At 59.0% G+C, this 14,921-nt stretch carries 13 protein-coding genes; 11 read left to right on the top strand and 2 right to left on the bottom strand.

All coding sequences use genetic code 11. From position 1 onward, the window contains the following. Positions 1-41: 41 nt before the first annotated feature. Positions 42-1,118: a DNA cytosine methyltransferase gene (locus tag PUT78_RS05820; protein ID WP_274351270.1), complete on the bottom strand. Its 1,077-nt coding sequence runs from the start codon at positions 1,116-1,118 to the stop codon at positions 42-44. Between the two features lie 149 nt (positions 1,119-1,267). Beyond that, positions 1,268-1,723 carry a hypothetical protein gene (locus PUT78_RS05825; protein WP_274351271.1) on the bottom strand — a complete coding sequence of 152 codons (456 nt, stop codon included), beginning with the start codon at positions 1,721-1,723 and terminating at the stop codon, positions 1,268-1,270. 235 nt (positions 1,724-1,958) lie between these two features. Between PUT78_RS05825 and PUT78_RS05830 the strand changes: the two genes are divergently transcribed. From PUT78_RS05830 to PUT78_RS05880, 11 genes are all read left to right on the top strand, one after another. Next, entirely contained in the window at positions 1,959-2,951 is a 993-nt protein-coding gene (locus PUT78_RS05830) for an HlyD family secretion protein (RefSeq protein WP_274351273.1), read from the top strand. A gap of 3 nt (positions 2,952-2,954) precedes the next feature. Further along, positions 2,955-4,109 carry an ABC transporter permease gene (locus PUT78_RS05835; protein WP_274351274.1) on the top strand — a complete coding sequence of 385 codons (1,155 nt, stop codon included), beginning with the start codon at positions 2,955-2,957 and terminating at the stop codon, positions 4,107-4,109. Further along, a complete protein-coding gene (locus PUT78_RS05840; protein ID WP_274351275.1) occupies positions 4,106-5,224 on the top strand; it encodes an ABC transporter permease in 1,119 nt (372 codons plus the stop codon). Before PUT78_RS05835 ends, PUT78_RS05840 begins: the two co-directional genes overlap by 4 nt. A 345-nt stretch (positions 5,225-5,569) precedes the next feature. Further along, positions 5,570-6,799 carry a cysteine desulfurase-like protein gene (locus PUT78_RS05845; RefSeq protein WP_274351276.1) on the top strand — a complete coding sequence of 410 codons (1,230 nt, stop codon included), beginning with the start codon at positions 5,570-5,572 and terminating at the stop codon, positions 6,797-6,799. A gap of 70 nt (positions 6,800-6,869) precedes the next feature. After that, positions 6,870-7,883 carry an amino acid ABC transporter substrate-binding protein gene (locus PUT78_RS05850; RefSeq protein WP_274351278.1) on the top strand — a complete coding sequence of 338 codons (1,014 nt, stop codon included), beginning with the start codon at positions 6,870-6,872 and terminating at the stop codon, positions 7,881-7,883. Between the two features lie 144 nt (positions 7,884-8,027). Beyond that, positions 8,028-9,233 carry an amino acid ABC transporter permease gene (locus PUT78_RS05855; RefSeq protein WP_274351280.1) on the top strand — a complete coding sequence of 402 codons (1,206 nt, stop codon included), beginning with the start codon at positions 8,028-8,030 and terminating at the stop codon, positions 9,231-9,233. After that, positions 9,223-10,398 carry an amino acid ABC transporter permease gene (locus tag PUT78_RS05860; protein WP_274351282.1) on the top strand — a complete coding sequence of 392 codons (1,176 nt, stop codon included), beginning with the start codon at positions 9,223-9,225 and terminating at the stop codon, positions 10,396-10,398. The genes PUT78_RS05855 and PUT78_RS05860 overlap by 11 nt, the downstream gene beginning before the upstream one ends. 57 nt (positions 10,399-10,455) lie before the next feature. Continuing rightward, complete coding sequence (locus tag PUT78_RS05865; RefSeq protein WP_274351556.1) at positions 10,456-11,199, top strand: amino acid ABC transporter ATP-binding protein; 744 nt, start codon at positions 10,456-10,458, stop codon at positions 11,197-11,199. A 15-nt stretch (positions 11,200-11,214) separates the two neighbouring features. Next, the gene (locus PUT78_RS05870; protein WP_274351284.1) at positions 11,215-12,114 is read left to right on the top strand and encodes a MurR/RpiR family transcriptional regulator; all 900 of its coding nucleotides are present in this window, start codon (positions 11,215-11,217) and stop codon (positions 12,112-12,114) included. Positions 12,115-12,156: 42 nt separating this feature from the next. Further along, positions 12,157-13,536, top strand: coding sequence for a dihydropyrimidinase (gene hydA / locus PUT78_RS05875; RefSeq protein ID WP_274351285.1), 1,380 nt, complete (start codon positions 12,157-12,159; stop codon positions 13,534-13,536). 331 nt (positions 13,537-13,867) lie between these two features. Further along, on the top strand, positions 13,868-14,878 hold the full coding sequence (locus PUT78_RS05880) for an ABC transporter substrate-binding protein (protein ID WP_420793465.1): 1,011 nt from the start codon (positions 13,868-13,870) through the stop codon (positions 14,876-14,878). Positions 14,879-14,921 lie beyond the last annotated feature (43 nt).

Below are 14,921 nucleotides of genomic sequence, written 5' to 3' on the forward strand. Positions count from 1 at the left end.
GCTTGCCAGAAATCTGTCACAGCTGGGCAGATTCGGGAAGCTCAGGCGCTTACGGCGCGCAAAAGGCGCTTACGAAGAGCTTTGGCAATTTGGCTTGATACAGCTTGTGCCACCGGAGGAGGGAACGCATTGCCAACTTGGCGGTAGGCATTTGTTTTTGCACCGGTGAAATGCCAGTCGTCTGGGAAGCCTTGGATTCGAGCAACCATTGGGACAGTCAGGCGCGGCATGCCATCGAAGAAGGCGTCTGGTGCCTCGGGTGCGATTGTACGCCCCTCAACCCCTAATGTCGCCCAAGCCGCACGGGCACGGGTTGGGCCAAGGTCCGGTCCGCCATGTTTTTTTGATCCACCTACGATGGTTGGGGCAATCTCATCCGCCCTTGCAGCCCAGTCATCAGCTCCACGCCAGCCTCGGGCTGCCATGAGGTCACGAAGTGTTTCGCCTACAGTACGTGGGTTATGCGGGCTGGCTTCTGGCCACTCATAACATTCAGACCGCTCCTTAAGTACCGCCACGATGACCACTCTGGGTCGAAGTTGTGGGACGCCGTAGTCGGAGGCGTTCAGAAGCCGCCAGTCAGTCTTGTAGCCAAGCTTGTCCAGTTGCGTTTTCAGCCGCTCGCGGTAATCGTGAAACACTGCGTCAAGAAATCCTCGCACGTTTTCGATCATCACGGCGCGTGGACGAGCTGCATCTACAAGGTCGATCGCGTCGTCGAATAGGTTGCGTTCATCAAGTTCACCAAGCTGCTTTCCGGCGACAGAGAAGGGTGGACAAGGGAGGCCGCCAGCAAGCAGGTCCATGCCCTTGTAATCAGCGGCGCGTTCCTTGAAAACGCGCATGTCTTCCTCAAGAACGTTCCACTCTGGCCGATTATGCCGCAGAGTATTGCAGCAGTGTTTGTCGATCTCGACCAACGCGGTATGGGAGAACCCCGCCTTTTCAATCCCCAAGGCTTGCCCGCCAGCACCAGCGCAAAGTTCTACAGATGTCAGCATGTTGCCTGCCCGTTTTTTGAAGTTAAAACCCGAAAGGGTTTCCGAAATCAATACATAACAGGATGCATTTTCAAATGTTCCTTTTTCGTTCTTATCGTGCTTTTGATGTGCTCGCAAGTCCCGCATATATAATAGTGGCTGAATACACAGAGTAATCTGGTTGTGGCGCTCGATCAGCGATATACACAGGTAGCGTTATATGTCGTCTGATTTTGGAAGCGCTGCGGAAGCAAGCAAACCCATCTCAGCCCCCGGATCAACGCATGTCACGGTTGCGATAGATCCCGGCCGCCGGTTCTGTCCGAACGCGGCTCGGTCGTTGAGGTGTCCGGCTTGGGGTGAGCAGGGATTCCGACGTCGCTGAAATAGCACTTGTCCGCAATGATGTGCAGGCCTTCGCGCTGCAACGCGGTCTTTGCCTGTGGGGCGCGTGGGTCGCTATCATGCGGGCATCGGGGCCTGTCAGCGATATCTGCTGTCGGGGTATCTGCTAGCCACACCAACTTAGCATTGCGGGTGGCTTCGTATTCCCGGCTGGTATCTTCGATGAAACCTGCGATGCCCCCCCTGCATACGCTTGGAAAAATCATGATTTTTACAAAGCTTTGGCGGGGAATTGGCTGTTCTGTATGCATCATCAGCATATGGTGAAAGCGGCCAGTTGTTGCTGCAACGGCGACCGGCTGATGCGCGCGGAATTTGCTACGCCAGAAGTATTTCATGCCGCCGAATCCCGGAGGGAACGGAAGTCAGTCTATCTTCGCCGTCATCTAGCCCGGCGCAGCATCTGCGCTACGTGATTGACCGTTGGCGACGCGCGCTGGTTCGCGTGCCAACCTGCCTGACACATGTCACATGTTACCTTGCGTCCGATTGCCCAAGGGCGAATTGTGTTTGCGACATGCGCGCTTTAGGTTGTGCATGATAGTTCGTTTACCACGAAAGAAAGCAATATTCATGCCAGCCCAGCACGATTCAAGGCGCAAAGCCGCGCTTCCGCTTCTGGTCATCGCAGTTCTGGCGGCATTGGTCGCTGCGTCGGTCTGGTGGGTTACGCGCCCCGGGCCGTTGTTGATACAAGGTGAAGTTGCCGCTCCGCGTGTGGATGTTTCCGCACGCACATCCGGTCGCGTGGACGAAATCATGGCCGATCTGGGTTCGCGGGTCGAGTCCGGGCAGGTTCTGGCGGAACTGTCCAATCCCCAGCTTGTCACGGCCCATGCTGCAGCGGCCTCGGGGGCAGAGGTTGCGCGCGCATCGCAGGCTGCCGCAGGCGCGACACGGCCCGAAGTGATCCGTGCCCGCGACGCTGAACTTGCTGCGGCACAGGCCGACCTGCGACTGGCCGAAGAACAGGTCACGCGGGACACGGAACTGGCGCAGCAAGGGTTGCGCCCGCAGGCCGCGATGGACCAGACCATGCGCAATGTCGAGACCGCCGCCCGCCGGGTGGAGGCCGCGCAGGCCCAGCTTGATCTGGCACGCGCCGGCGCGTCACCCGAAGAACGCGCGGTTGCCGCCGCGCAGGTCACGCAGGCCGAGGCCGCGCTGGCCCAGCGTCAGGCCGATCTGGATGAGTTGACCATCTATGCGCCATTGAGCGGAGAGATTTCTGCCCGCCTGATCGAACTGGGCGAGAATATCGGCCCGGGTGCGCCGCTGTTCACCATCGTCGATCTGGATCAGGCATGGTTCACCTTCAATCTGCGCGAAGACCTTCTGTCTGGGCTGCAGGTGGGGGATGTGCTTTCGGTGCATGTGCCCGCGCTGCAGCGTGACCTTGATGCGCAGATATCGTTGATCAATGTGCAGGGCCAGTTTGCAAGCTGGCGGGCGACACGTGCCACAGGCGATTTCGATCTGCGCAGTTTTGAGTTGCGCGCCCGTCCGCTTGCGCCTGTCGAGGGGCTGCGCCCGGGCATGTCGGCGCTGATTTCGCTTGGCAGGTAAGCCATGCTGGCGGTGATGCTGCGCGAGTTCCGGTTGATTTTGCGCCGACCGGCCCTTGCTGGGTTGGTAGTGGTGTTGCCTGTGCTGATGCTGCTTGTCCTGACCGGCATTTTTCGCGCCGGGATTCCGACGGGCATGGCGCTGGTGGTTGTTGATCTTGATCGGTCAGATCTTTCGCGCACCATTACAAGAATGCTCGACGCTGCGCCGGAACTCCGGGTGAGTGAACAGGCACTCAGCCTGACAGAGGCACGCGCCCTCATCGTTGCGGGCGAAGCGCGGGGCGCTGTCTATCTGCCGCAGGGGCTGGAGCGCGACATCATGCGCGGCGCACGCCCCGAAATCGTGACATTCTACGACAACCAGCACATGAGCGCGGGTTCTATGGTCGCGCGCGGTGCGCGCAACGCCATAGATACCGTGCTTGCGGGTCTGCGCCTGTCCGTCCGGCAGGGGCAGGGCGAGGCACCGGTGCAGGCGATGGTCAGCCTTCAGCCCATCCCGTTGCAGGCCCATGCACTGTTCAATCCGGCCTTTGACTACGTGCATTTCCTGCTGGCAGCACTTGTGCCTACGTTGTTGCAGATCATCGCTGCAGCCGCGACGGCCTATGCCATCTCGCTTGATTTCGGGCCGGGCAGGCACCCGCAGGTGCTGGCGCGCATGGCGGGCGGCGTCTTGCCTGCCATGCTGGGCAAGATCCTGCCCTATACGCTGATCTTTCTGCTGATCCTTGGCCTGTCGGATATCGCGCTGTATGGCTGGTTGGGTGTGCCTTTGCGCGGCTCGTTGTTGCTGATGGCCACAGGGGCGGTGCTGTTTGTCCTGTCGGTGCAACTGATTGGTGCGCTGGCTTTCGTGATGACCCGCGACATGGGCCGCGCGGCCAGTATCATTGCGGTAATCACCGCGCCTGCTTTTGGCTTCATGGGACTGGGCTTCCCGCGCGAGGCCATGTCGCAGCTGGCGCAAGGCTGGGGCGCGGTCATCCCGGGCACATGGTATGTGCAGTTGCGCATCGATCAGTCCCTGCGCGCCACACCGCTGGACATATCGCTGTGGTCTGTTGTCTGGCTGGGCTGTATTGCCGCCGTGCTTGGTATTCTGGTGCTGATCCGGCTGTTGCGTCTGCGTCACCAGATAGAGGCTGCGGCATGACGCATATACTGACAGCCCTGCGCACAGAGTTGCGCGGCATATTCGCGGATCGTCAGGTACGGCTGATCATTCTGGCCGCGCTGGTGATCTATGCGCTGATCTATCCTTTCCCCTATCGCGCGGAGTTGTTGCGTGATGTGCCTGTGGTGCTGGTCGATCTGGATCGCTCGACCAGTTCGGCGGAACTTGCGCGGCGCGTGACCGCCTCTGAGGCGGTGACCCTGAGCTATGATGCGCCCGACATGATTCAGGCCACGCGACTGGTTCAGGAACGCCGCGCCTATGGCGTGCTCGTGATCCCCGAAGGGTTCGAGCGTGCCTTGTTGCGCGGCAATCAAAGCCCTGTCGCACTCTATGGTGATGCCAGTTATTTCCTGATGTATCAGCGTGTGATGCAGGGGGCCGCCGTACCCTTGCGCCAGATGGGCGCAGAGGTTGAAATGGGCCGCCTGATGGCGCAAGGCACCGCGCCGGATGTTGCCTTGGCACAGGTCAGCCCCGCCGCGCAGGTAGAGGTCCCCTTGTTCAACCCGGCAGCGGGGTATGCGACATATGTTCTGCCCGCAGCCTTTGTTCTTATCCTGCAGCAGACCATGCTGATGGGGCTGGCGCTGGTGGCGACACGGCGTACACAGCCGCGCGGTCATCCTGTCTGGCGGGTTTTGGGGCGCATGGGCGCATGGGCCTTGGTATACGCTGTGTTGCTGCCGGTTTACCTGATTGTCCTGCCCGCGTTTTACGGCCTGCCAAATCTGGGCAGCAATGTCGCGGTTCTGATGCTGGGGCTGCCCTTTGTTCTGGCGACCGGCCTTCTGGCCCAATGCGTGGCGGCCATATTGCGCCGCGCCGAGGTGGTGCAGGTCGTGCTGCTGGCCGTAGGGCTGCCGTTCTTTTTTCTGTCAGGGTTCGCCTGGCCGGTTGAGGCAATTCCCGCCCATCTGGAAGTGATTGCTCAGATCATACCGTCCACCCCCGCCATTGACGGGCTGGTGCGTGTCAGCCAGATGGGCGCAACCTTGCCCGATATTCAACACCGGCTGTGGCACCTTTGGGGACTCGTCGGTGTTTTCATATGTGTCGCACTTTGGCTTGAGAAGAAACAACGTTTTCAATAGTATGCCGTCCATCCTTGGCGGCAGTCACCGTCGCAAGGGGGCGCTTGCCGACATGGCAGCGACGCATCCGCTGCATCTGGCGAAAGCGGCTGGTCGCAGCCACGCGATGTAGCTTGATTTACGATGACAAGCGGCGGCAGTCCGTCCGGCAGGAAGCCTTTTCAGCACTATGCCTATGACAAAACCTGCAGGGCCGACAGGGCGGATATCGCCCGTGCCTGCGCGCAAATTCCAAGCATGCTGACTGGAAAATGAGCAGAATAAAAAATGAAATATTTCATTTTTATTTTGACTTTGAAAAACATTTCATTTTTATGAGTGTGAGGAATCACAAAGGATCACTTAATGCCTTCGATCAATATGGAGTTTGTGCGCAACTGCTTTCCGGGGCTGAAAAACGGCACTGTCTTTCTGGACAATGCTGGCGGCTCTCAGGTTGCGCAGCAGTCGATAGATCATATTGTCGGGTTCCTGTCGGGCGAAAGTGTCCAGCTTGGTGCCAGCTACGCAGCTTCGCAAAAGGCCGGTGCCGCAGTAGCTGATGGGCGCGCCGCACTTGCAACCCTGATGAATGCCGCCCGCCCGGAAGAGGTGGTGATGGGCGCAACAGCAACCCAGTTGCTTGATCAACTGGCGCGCGCGCTGGTGCAGGGCTGGAAAGAAGGTGACGAAGTGATCGTCACGAATTTCGACCACGAAGCCAATATCGGCCCCTGGCGCCAACTGGAAGCGCGCGGCATAAATATCCGCGAATGGAAAATGCCCGCAGGATCAGATCTGCCAGATATGGATGATCTGCGCGCCCTGCTGTCAGACCGCACGCGCATGGTTGCGCTGACGCATACCTCGAACATCTTCGGGACCATCATGCCGATCCGTGAGATTGCGGATATCGTCCATGACGCGGGCGCGAAAATCTGTGTGGATGGTGTGGCTTATGCCCCGCATCGCGCCATTGATGTGCAGGCTCTGGATGTCGATTACTATGTCTTCTCGGTCTACAAGGTTTATGGCCCACATCACGCAGCACTATACGGACGGTATGATCTGCTGCGCCACGATGCCAGGAACATCAACCACTACTTCTATGGCGAAGACAAGGTTCCCAACAAGCTTGAACCCGGCAACCCGAATTACGAACTGGCGGCCGGGTGCCGCGGGGTCGTGGAATACCTGGAAAAATTCGCCGGCGCGCATGGCGTGAATACAACCGCCCGCGCCGCGGTGGAGGCTGCTTTCGATGTCATGGCCGATCACGAAGCTGTCCTGGCAGAGCGGCTGCTGTCTTATCTGCGCGCGCGCGCAGATATTACCATTCTGGGTCAGGAAGGGGCGGGCAGGGCCGTTCGCGTTCCCACGATTTCCTTCATCGTCAATGGGAACAGTTCCGCGGCGCTGGTGCGCAAGGTCGACCCGTCGGGTATCGGCATCCGGTTCGGGGATTTCCATTCAAAGCGTCTGGTCGAGTCGATGAACCTGTCCAGTGGTGACGGGGTCATCCGTGCTTCTGCGGTTCACTACAACACGGTCGAAGAGATTGACCGCCTGATCGACCAACTTGAACGTCAGCGCTGATCCGGCGCTTGCGGACGACATGCCAGAGCGGGCGTGTCGGCAATCTTTCCAGCTCAACAGGGAAATAACCATGACAAAATCCTTCTTTCTTGCAACCACAGCAATGGTTTTGGGGGCCGGTCTGGCGCACGCCAGCACCCTTGAGGACGTGCGCGAACGTGGCGCGGTTGTCTGCGGCGTTACACAAGGCGTACCGGGCTTCTCCAACCCTGATGATGCGGGCAACTGGACCGGCTTTGACGTGGATATCTGCCGCGCTGTTGCTGCCGCTGTTCTGGATGATGCCGATGCAGTCCGCTTTGTGCCACTGTCGAACACCGAGCGCTTCACTGCGCTACAATCGGGCGAAGTCGACATTCTGTCGCGCACAACCACCCGCACACTGAACCGCGACACTGCACTGGGGCTGAATTTTGCGCCTGTCGTGTTCTATGACGGTCAGGGTTTCATGGTGCGCGAAAGTCTTGGCGTTGCATCTGCGCTGGATCTTGATGGTGCAAGCGTCTGTGTCTCGGCTGGTTCCACAACCGAACTGAACCTTGCTGACTACTTCAGCGCCAACGGCATGAGCTATTCGCCGGTGCGTTTCGACCGCGCGGATGAGGTTCTGGCAGCCTATGATGCCGGTCGCTGCGATGTTTATACCTCGGACCTGTCGGGCCTTGCTGCGCGCAGGCTGGTCATGGAAAACCCTGCAGAGCATGTCATGCTGCCTGAAACCATCTCGAAAGAGCCGCTCGCCCCGGTGGTGCGGCATGGCGATGACCAGTGGTTCGATATCGTGACATGGACAGTCTATGCCCTGATCGGTGCCGAAGAAATGGGCGTCACATCAGAGAATATGCAAGAGATGGCCGAAGGCGGCAGCCCCGATATCCGTCGTTTGCTGGGCGCAGGTGACGACAACATGGGTGCCTGGATGGACCTGGAGAATGACTGGTCCGCAAAAGCCATCGCCGCCGTCGGCAACTACGGCGAGTTGTGGGAGCGTCATCTGGGCATGAACACTCCGCTGGAACTGGAGCGTGGCCTGAACGAGTTGTACACCAATGGCGGCATTCAATACGCGATGCCCATCAAGTGATCGTGCAAGGCGGGGCTGCACAAGCCCCGCTGGCCATACGATCAGATGCCCATGCCGGGCCACACCCCCGGCATGGATGGCGCACTGTCTGTCCCATCGCGGGTACAGGCAGCCCCTCCGGAACCTGACGGGAAGATTCAGCACATGGCCGATACCGCTTCGCAAAGCCCCGGGCGATTGCCCTCTGGCCCCCCACGCGCGCCCTTTCTGACCAGAGGGCGCATCCGGTCACTGGCCGTGCAGATACTATTCATCGCGGCGCTTGTCTGGGTTGTCCATTTCCTGTTCTCGAACACCATGTCCAACCTGTCGCGGCAAGGCATCGCGTCGGGTTTCGGGTTTCTGGGCAACCGCGCGGGGTTCGACGTCTCGCTTCACTACATTCCTTTCTCGTCCAGCTCGACCTATCTGCAAGGGTTCTGGGTTGCGGTGATCAACACGCTGGTGTTGTCGGCACTGGGGATTGTGCTGGCGACATTTCTGGGATTTGGCCTTGGCCTTGCGCGTGTTTCGCGCAACTGGCTGATTGCACGTCTTGCAACTGTCTACATTGAAATATTCCGCAACATCCCCCTGCTGCTGCAATTGTTCTTCTGGTATTTTGCAATCCTCCGCCCGCTTCCAAATCCGCGTGACAGTGTTGATTTCGGCGGAATAGCCTTTCTGAACAACCGCGGTCTTGTGGTGCCGGAACCAATCCTGGGGGCCAGTGGCAATGCTGTGCTGATGGCCCTTGTGATCGGCGTGATGCTTGGCATCGTTCAGACCCGGCGCATGCGCAAACTGCGCGACGCAACAGGCGATGCAGGGCCGGTCTGGCCCTGGTGGCTGGGCGGCCTGATCGCGCTGCCCCTTCTGGCATGGGCCGTCAGTGGTGCCCGGTTCGAATTGATCATACCGGAATTGCGCGGCTTCAACTTTCAGGGTGGTATGGTCATCCTGCCGGAGATGCTGGCCGCGCTGCTGGGTCTTTCCTTCTACATCTCCGCCGCAGTGGGCGAGATTGTCCGCGCAGGCATTCAGGGTGTTCCAAAGGGTCAGTATGAGGCCGCTGTCGCAATGGGCCATAGCCGGTGGGAAATGATGCGGCTGATCGTGCTGCCACAAGCCATGCGCATCATCATTCCCCCATTGGCGACACAATACCTGTCACTGGCCAAGAACACCTCGCTTGCCGCAGCGATTGCCTTTCCGGAAATCATCTCGATCGTGGCGGGAACAACGTTGACCCAGACGGGGCAGGCGGTCGAGACGATCCTGCTGGCGATGGGTTTCTATATTACTGTCAGCCTGTTCATTGCGGCTGTCATGAACTTCTTCAACTACAGGGTCTTGCGCAATGACAGATAGGATGCTGAGTGCGACGGCTGATCACCCCGACGCGAACGCGGTAATCCGCGAACGGGCCGGCATTTTGCCGCCAGCCCCGGCACAGGGGCGTCTGCCGCCCAGAACGCATTCTGGCCCGGTCGACTGGATTCACCGGAATCTGTTCCCCGACTGGCGGCAGGGGCTTTTGACAATCGTGGTGTTGTATCTGCTCTATCTGTCCATGCCGGGGTTGTATAACTGGGCCATCGGCAATGCGACATGGGTGGGCGACCGCGCCGATTGCGTGGCCAATGGCGGTGCCTGCTGGGCCTTCGTAAACGCACGCTGGGGCCAGTTCATGTATGGCTTCTATCCGGTGGCAGAGCGGTGGCGCGTGGATCTGACATTCGCGCTGCTGATTGTATCGGTCGCGCCGATGCTGTTTCCTGCCATTCCCGGAAAACGCTGGTTTCTGGCCTTTTCGCTGCTGGTCTATCCGGTCATCGCCTTCTTCCTGCTATATGGCGGGGTTCTGGGCTTGCCAGTGGTGGAAACCGCGCGCTGGGGCGGGTTTATGCTGACGCTGGTTGTTGCGATTTCCGGCATGGTGGGCAGCTTGCCGCTGGGCATATTGCTGGCGCTTGGGCGGCGGTCGAAAATGACAGTCATCCGCCTGTTCTGCACGACATTCATAGAATTGTTTCGCGCTGTTCCGCTGATTACCGTGCTGTTCATGGCTTCGGTCATGTTGCCGCTGTTCATGCCGCAGGGCTTTACGCTGGACAAATTGCTGCGCGCGCTGATCGGGGTGGCCTTGTTTAACGGCGCGCTGATGGCCGAGGTCATACGCGGCGGTCTGCAGGCCATCCCGCGCGGCCAGTACGAGGCCGCGACAGCGGCAGGCATGGGCTACTGGCGGATGATGATCTTCGTCATCCTGCCGCAAGCTCTGCGCATCGTCATTCCCGGCATCGTCAATACATATGTCGCGATCATCAAGGACACGACGCTTGTGCTGATCATCGGGCTGTTTGATCTGCTGGGCATTGTTCAGGCCGGGATTGCGGATTCGAACTGGCTGTCGGCCTCGGTCACGAAAACCGGCTATGTCTTTGCGGGCATGGGCTTTTGGGTGCTGTGTTTCGGCCTGTCACGATACAGCATGTATCTTGAACGGCGGCTGAACACGGGCCACAACACATAGGATCAACGTCACATGCAACAGAACCACAAACCCATTTCAACCGCAGACAGGGCTGACATGAGCACCGATGACGTGATCCGCTTCGAGGACGTGAACAAATGGTTCGGCACCTTCCATGTGCTGCAAAACATCAGTCTGTCGGTCAAAAGCGGCGAGAAGATCGTCATTTGCGGGCCATCCGGGTCGGGTAAATCCACAGTGATCCGCTGCGTTAACCAGCTGGAAACGCACCAGATGGGCCGCATTCTGGTCAATGGGCGCGAAGTTCATGAAGACATGAAAGGGCTGGAGCAGGTGCGCGCTGAAATCGGAATGGTGTTCCAGAGCTTCAACCTGTACCCGCATCTGAGTGTGGTTGAAAACCTGACGCTCGCGCAGATATGGGTTCATAAACGTCCCCGGAAAGAAGCTGAAGAACGCGCGCATCACTTCCTGAAACGTGTCCATATAGAAGAGCAGGCCCGGAAGTTCCCCGGCCAGCTGTCCGGCGGGCAGCAGCAGCGCGTTGCCATTGCGCGGGCTTTATGTGCCAATCCGCAGATCATGCTGTTTGACGAACCGACCTCGGCGCTGGACCCCGAAATGATCAAGGAAGTGCTGGATGTGATGGTCGAACTGGCAGAGGACGGCATGACAATGGTCTGCGTCACCCATGAGATGGCGTTTGCCCGCAAGGTTGCAAACCGCGTCATCTTCATGGATCAAGGACAGATTGTAGAAGAAGCCAGCCCTGAAGAGTTTTTTAATGCGCCAAAGACTGACCGCGCCCGGTTGTTCCTTTCACAAGTGCTTCAGCACTAGGCGCGCGGAGGATAGATGGACCAATCACCGACCACGGCCGGCGAACCGGCACTAAACCCCCCGCAAGATCTGGAGCGGTTTCGCACCCTTTTGCTGGAAGAACGCCACCTGTTTACCCGCAAGATGCTGGAAGCAGGCGGCTATGCGGTCAGCAACCCGCATGATGTTGCGCTAAGCCCCGTGTCGCAGCTGGCCGAAAAGTCTGGCATTGCGGCAACCAGTTTTGTGCGACTGGCCAAGGCAATGGGCTTCAATGGCTTCAGCGAGATGCAAAAGGTATTTCGCGCGCCCTTGCAGCGCGCCGCACCTGCATCGCTGGAAGACCGCATCCGCCATTCGCGCGGCGAACAGGTTGTGCCCAACCCCGATGACCTGAACGCGCTGACCAAATCGTTCAGCCTTGCGAATATGGCGTCGCTGGACCATCTGGTTGAACGTGTCGAAAACCTGCCGCTGGCCGAAACCGTGGACAGCATTCTTGCCGCGCGCGTGGTCTACGTTATCGGCGTGGACCGTTCCTTCGCGGCGGCGTCCTATCTGTCTTACGCCCTGAACCGTGCGGGTGTGCAATCTGTCCAGATCCTTGGGCTGGGCAGTGCGCTTGAAGACCACGCTGCCGTCATGGCGCCCGATGACCTGCTGATCGCCATCAGCTTTCCGCCCTATGCCGATGACACGGTCAATGTCACGCATTCCGTGCGCCAGCGCGGCAATCCGATCATCGCGATTACCGATAGTCCCGTAAGCCCGATTACCGAACGCTGTACCCACCTTCTGACTATCGAGGACGCCGAATTCCATGGCTTCCGCTCCGTCGCTGCGCTGATGACTGTGGTGCAGGCGTTGATGATGGGGATCGCTTATCGCAAGCGTCATCTTGAAGGCGGGTTTGATCTGGACCAGATCAATGCCTGATCCGAAGGCCCGTTGCCGCTATGAATGCCAGAAGGAAAAGACATGAGCCTCGATCTGATTATCCGCGGCGGCACGGTCGCAACGGCCGCGGATACTTTCAGATGCGATATCGGCATTGCCAACGGGCGTATCGTGGAATTAAGCACAGCAATATCCGCGCCAGCCACCGAAGAATATGATGCACAAGGTTTGCTGGTGCTGCCCGGCGGCATAGATAGCCATGTGCATCTGGCGCAGCCTTCTGGCGAAGGGGTGGAAATGGCGGATGATTTCGCATCTGGTACACGCTCTGCGCTGTTCGGCGGCAATACCACCGTCATGCCATTCTGCCTGCAGGAAAAGGGGCAATCCCTGCGTGATGCGGTCGATGCCTATCATGCCAAGGCCCGCGACAACTGCCTGACCGATATCAGTTTCCACCTGATTGTCACAGACCCGACACCGGCGGTTCTGGGGCAGGAACTGCCCGCGCTGATCGCGGCAGGCTACAAGTCGGTCAAGGTATTCATGACCTATGAGGCAATGCGCCTGAATGATGCCGAAATCCTGGCAACGATGGATGCGGCGCGCAGGGCAGGGGCTGTGATGCTGGTCCACGCCGAGAATGAAGACGTCATCCGTTATCTGTCAGATGCACATGTGCGCGCAGGCGATATCCATGCCGCTGCCCATGCCACGACGCGACCTATTGCCGCCGAACGAGAGGCAACCCACCGCGCCCTGAGTTTGGCTGAAGTCGTGGATGTGCCGGTGGTGATCGTGCATATCTCCAATGGTCCCACGATAGACGAGATTTCGCGCGCACGTGCGCGCGGCCAGCGCGTAACCGCCGAAACCTGCCCGCAATACCTGATGCTGACGAAAGACGACCTGTCCGCCGAAGGATGGGAAGGCGCGAAATATGTCTGCTCTCCGCCGCCGCGCGACAGGGACCAGCAGGAAGCCTGCTGGCGTGGACTGGAGACAGGTGCGTTCGATCTGTTTTCGTCAGATCATTGTGCTTTCCGGTTCAATGACATTGCAGGCAAGAAGCGACCGGGGGGTAAATTCACCCACATTCCCAACGGCATTCCGGGTGTGGAAACGCGCATGCCGATCCTGTTTTCCGAAGGCGTCAAAAAAGGCCGTATCGACCTGAACCGTTTTGTTGCCCTGACTGCGACCAACCATGCGAAAACATATGGTCTGTATCCGAAGAAGGGGACCATCGCCATTGGCAGCGATGCAGATCTGACCATTTGGAACCCGGACCTGACGCGCACGATCCGCCACTGTGATATGCATGATGCCTGCGACTACACCCCCTATGAAGGGCTGGAGATTTCGGGCTGGCCGATTGCAGTTTACTTGCGGGGGCGGTTGATGATGAAAGATGGCGTGTTGCACGGCAGTGGTGCTGATGGGGCATATATTCTTCGGTGAGGCTTCCGGCCGGGAATGGTATCCACAGCAGCAGGCATAAGGCCCGGATATCTGGGCCGCTGTTATCAGGGGATTGCACGTGGCATGTCCGCCGTCCCCCTTCTAACAGCGAATGCCGCGCGCGGGGCTGCCGAACCAGTTTATTCACACTGCGATCATGGGGGCTGAACCCCAGATCCGGCCCTGTTTACCGCTGGATGACGTTTCTGTGGCGCGCATGAAAGTTTCAGGATTGTATTCACAGAACTGTCATATAGTCTTGTTAGCGGTAGCGATGATTGCCGGAAAATCCGGATCCTTCGAACATCGCACCCACACGGGAGGAAAGACATTGCGTAAGATTTCACTTCTGTCCGCATCACTTGCGGGCTTTATCGGCGCGCCGATCATGGCGCAGGCAAATGAACTTGTGCTGTATTGCTCCGTTCAGGAGGAATGGTGCCGCCTTATGGGCGAAAGCTTCCAGCGCGAGAGCGGAATCAATGTACTGATGACTCGTCGCTCGTCGGGCGAAACCTATGCGCAGCTCAAGGCTGAAGAGGGCCAGCCGCGCGGGGATGTGTGGTGGGGCGGCACAGGTGACCCGCATCTGCAGGCGGCCGAGGAGGGGCTGACTGCTGCATACGAATCGCCCATGCTTGCTGAATTGCAGGATTGGGCCGTGTCGCAAGCCGAAGCATCCGGCTTTCGCACCGTGGGGATATACGCAGGCGCACTTGGCTACGGGTTCAACACCGAACTGGTAGACGATCCCGCACCGGCCTGCTGGTCGGACCTGCTGGACGAGAGGTTCCGCGACGATATTCAGGTTGCCAACCCCAATTCATCCGGTACGGCCTATACGCTTCTTGCGACGCTGGTGCAGATAATGGGCGAAGATGAGGCCTTTGAATTCCTGGGCCAGCTTGATGAAAATATCAGCCAGTACACCCAGTCCGGCGCAGCACCGATCCGTAACGCCGCGACGGGCGAAACCGCCATCGGCATCGTGTTCATGCATGATGCGGTTGCGCAGGCCGTGACGGGCGCACCGATCACCGCTGTCGCACCATGTGAGGGGACGGGATATGAAATCGGCTCCATGAGTCTGGTTGAAGGCGGTCCCAACCCCGAAAATGCGCGCCTGTTTTATGACTGGGCGCTCAGCCCCGAAGCTCAGGCGCTGGGGGCAGAGGCAAACAGCTTCCAGGTCCCTTCGAACCGCAACGCACCTGTCCCGCCGGAATCGCCATCGCTCGATCAGATTACGCTGATTGACTACGATTTCGTGACCTACGGGGCCAGCGATACGCGCCAGAATCTGCTGTCACGCTGGGACGCAGAGATCGGCGCACAACGCTGAGGGTTAGCAACTGCCGGGCGGCGGGTTGACCCGCTGCCCGGCT

It is taken from the genome of Roseinatronobacter alkalisoli (genome assembly GCF_028745735.1).
Taxonomy (GTDB): Bacteria; Pseudomonadota; Alphaproteobacteria; order Rhodobacterales; family Rhodobacteraceae; genus Roseinatronobacter; species Roseinatronobacter alkalisoli.

What these genes read in the sequence shown, in the direction of transcription:
- PUT78_RS05825 (WP_274351271.1), bottom strand. Translation starts at nt 1,723, where the DNA reads ATGAAATACTTCTGGCGTAGCAAATTCCGCGCGCATCAGCCGGTCGCC.
- PUT78_RS05830 (WP_274351273.1), top strand. Translation starts at nt 1,959, where the DNA reads ATGCCAGCCCAGCACGATTCAAGGCGCAAAGCCGCGCTTCCGCTTCTG.
- PUT78_RS05835 (WP_274351274.1), top strand. Translation starts at nt 2,955, where the DNA reads ATGCTGGCGGTGATGCTGCGCGAGTTCCGGTTGATTTTGCGCCGACCG.
- PUT78_RS05840 (WP_274351275.1), top strand. Translation starts at nt 4,106, where the DNA reads ATGACGCATATACTGACAGCCCTGCGCACAGAGTTGCGCGGCATATTC.
- PUT78_RS05845 (WP_274351276.1), top strand. Translation starts at nt 5,570, where the DNA reads ATGCCTTCGATCAATATGGAGTTTGTGCGCAACTGCTTTCCGGGGCTG.
- PUT78_RS05850 (WP_274351278.1), top strand. Translation starts at nt 6,870, where the DNA reads ATGACAAAATCCTTCTTTCTTGCAACCACAGCAATGGTTTTGGGGGCC.
- PUT78_RS05855 (WP_274351280.1), top strand. Translation starts at nt 8,028, where the DNA reads ATGGCCGATACCGCTTCGCAAAGCCCCGGGCGATTGCCCTCTGGCCCC.
- PUT78_RS05860 (WP_274351282.1), top strand. Translation starts at nt 9,223, where the DNA reads ATGACAGATAGGATGCTGAGTGCGACGGCTGATCACCCCGACGCGAAC.
- PUT78_RS05865 (WP_274351556.1), top strand. Translation starts at nt 10,456, where the DNA reads ATGAGCACCGATGACGTGATCCGCTTCGAGGACGTGAACAAATGGTTC.
- PUT78_RS05870 (WP_274351284.1), top strand. Translation starts at nt 11,215, where the DNA reads ATGGACCAATCACCGACCACGGCCGGCGAACCGGCACTAAACCCCCCG.
- hydA (WP_274351285.1), top strand. Translation starts at nt 12,157, where the DNA reads ATGAGCCTCGATCTGATTATCCGCGGCGGCACGGTCGCAACGGCCGCG.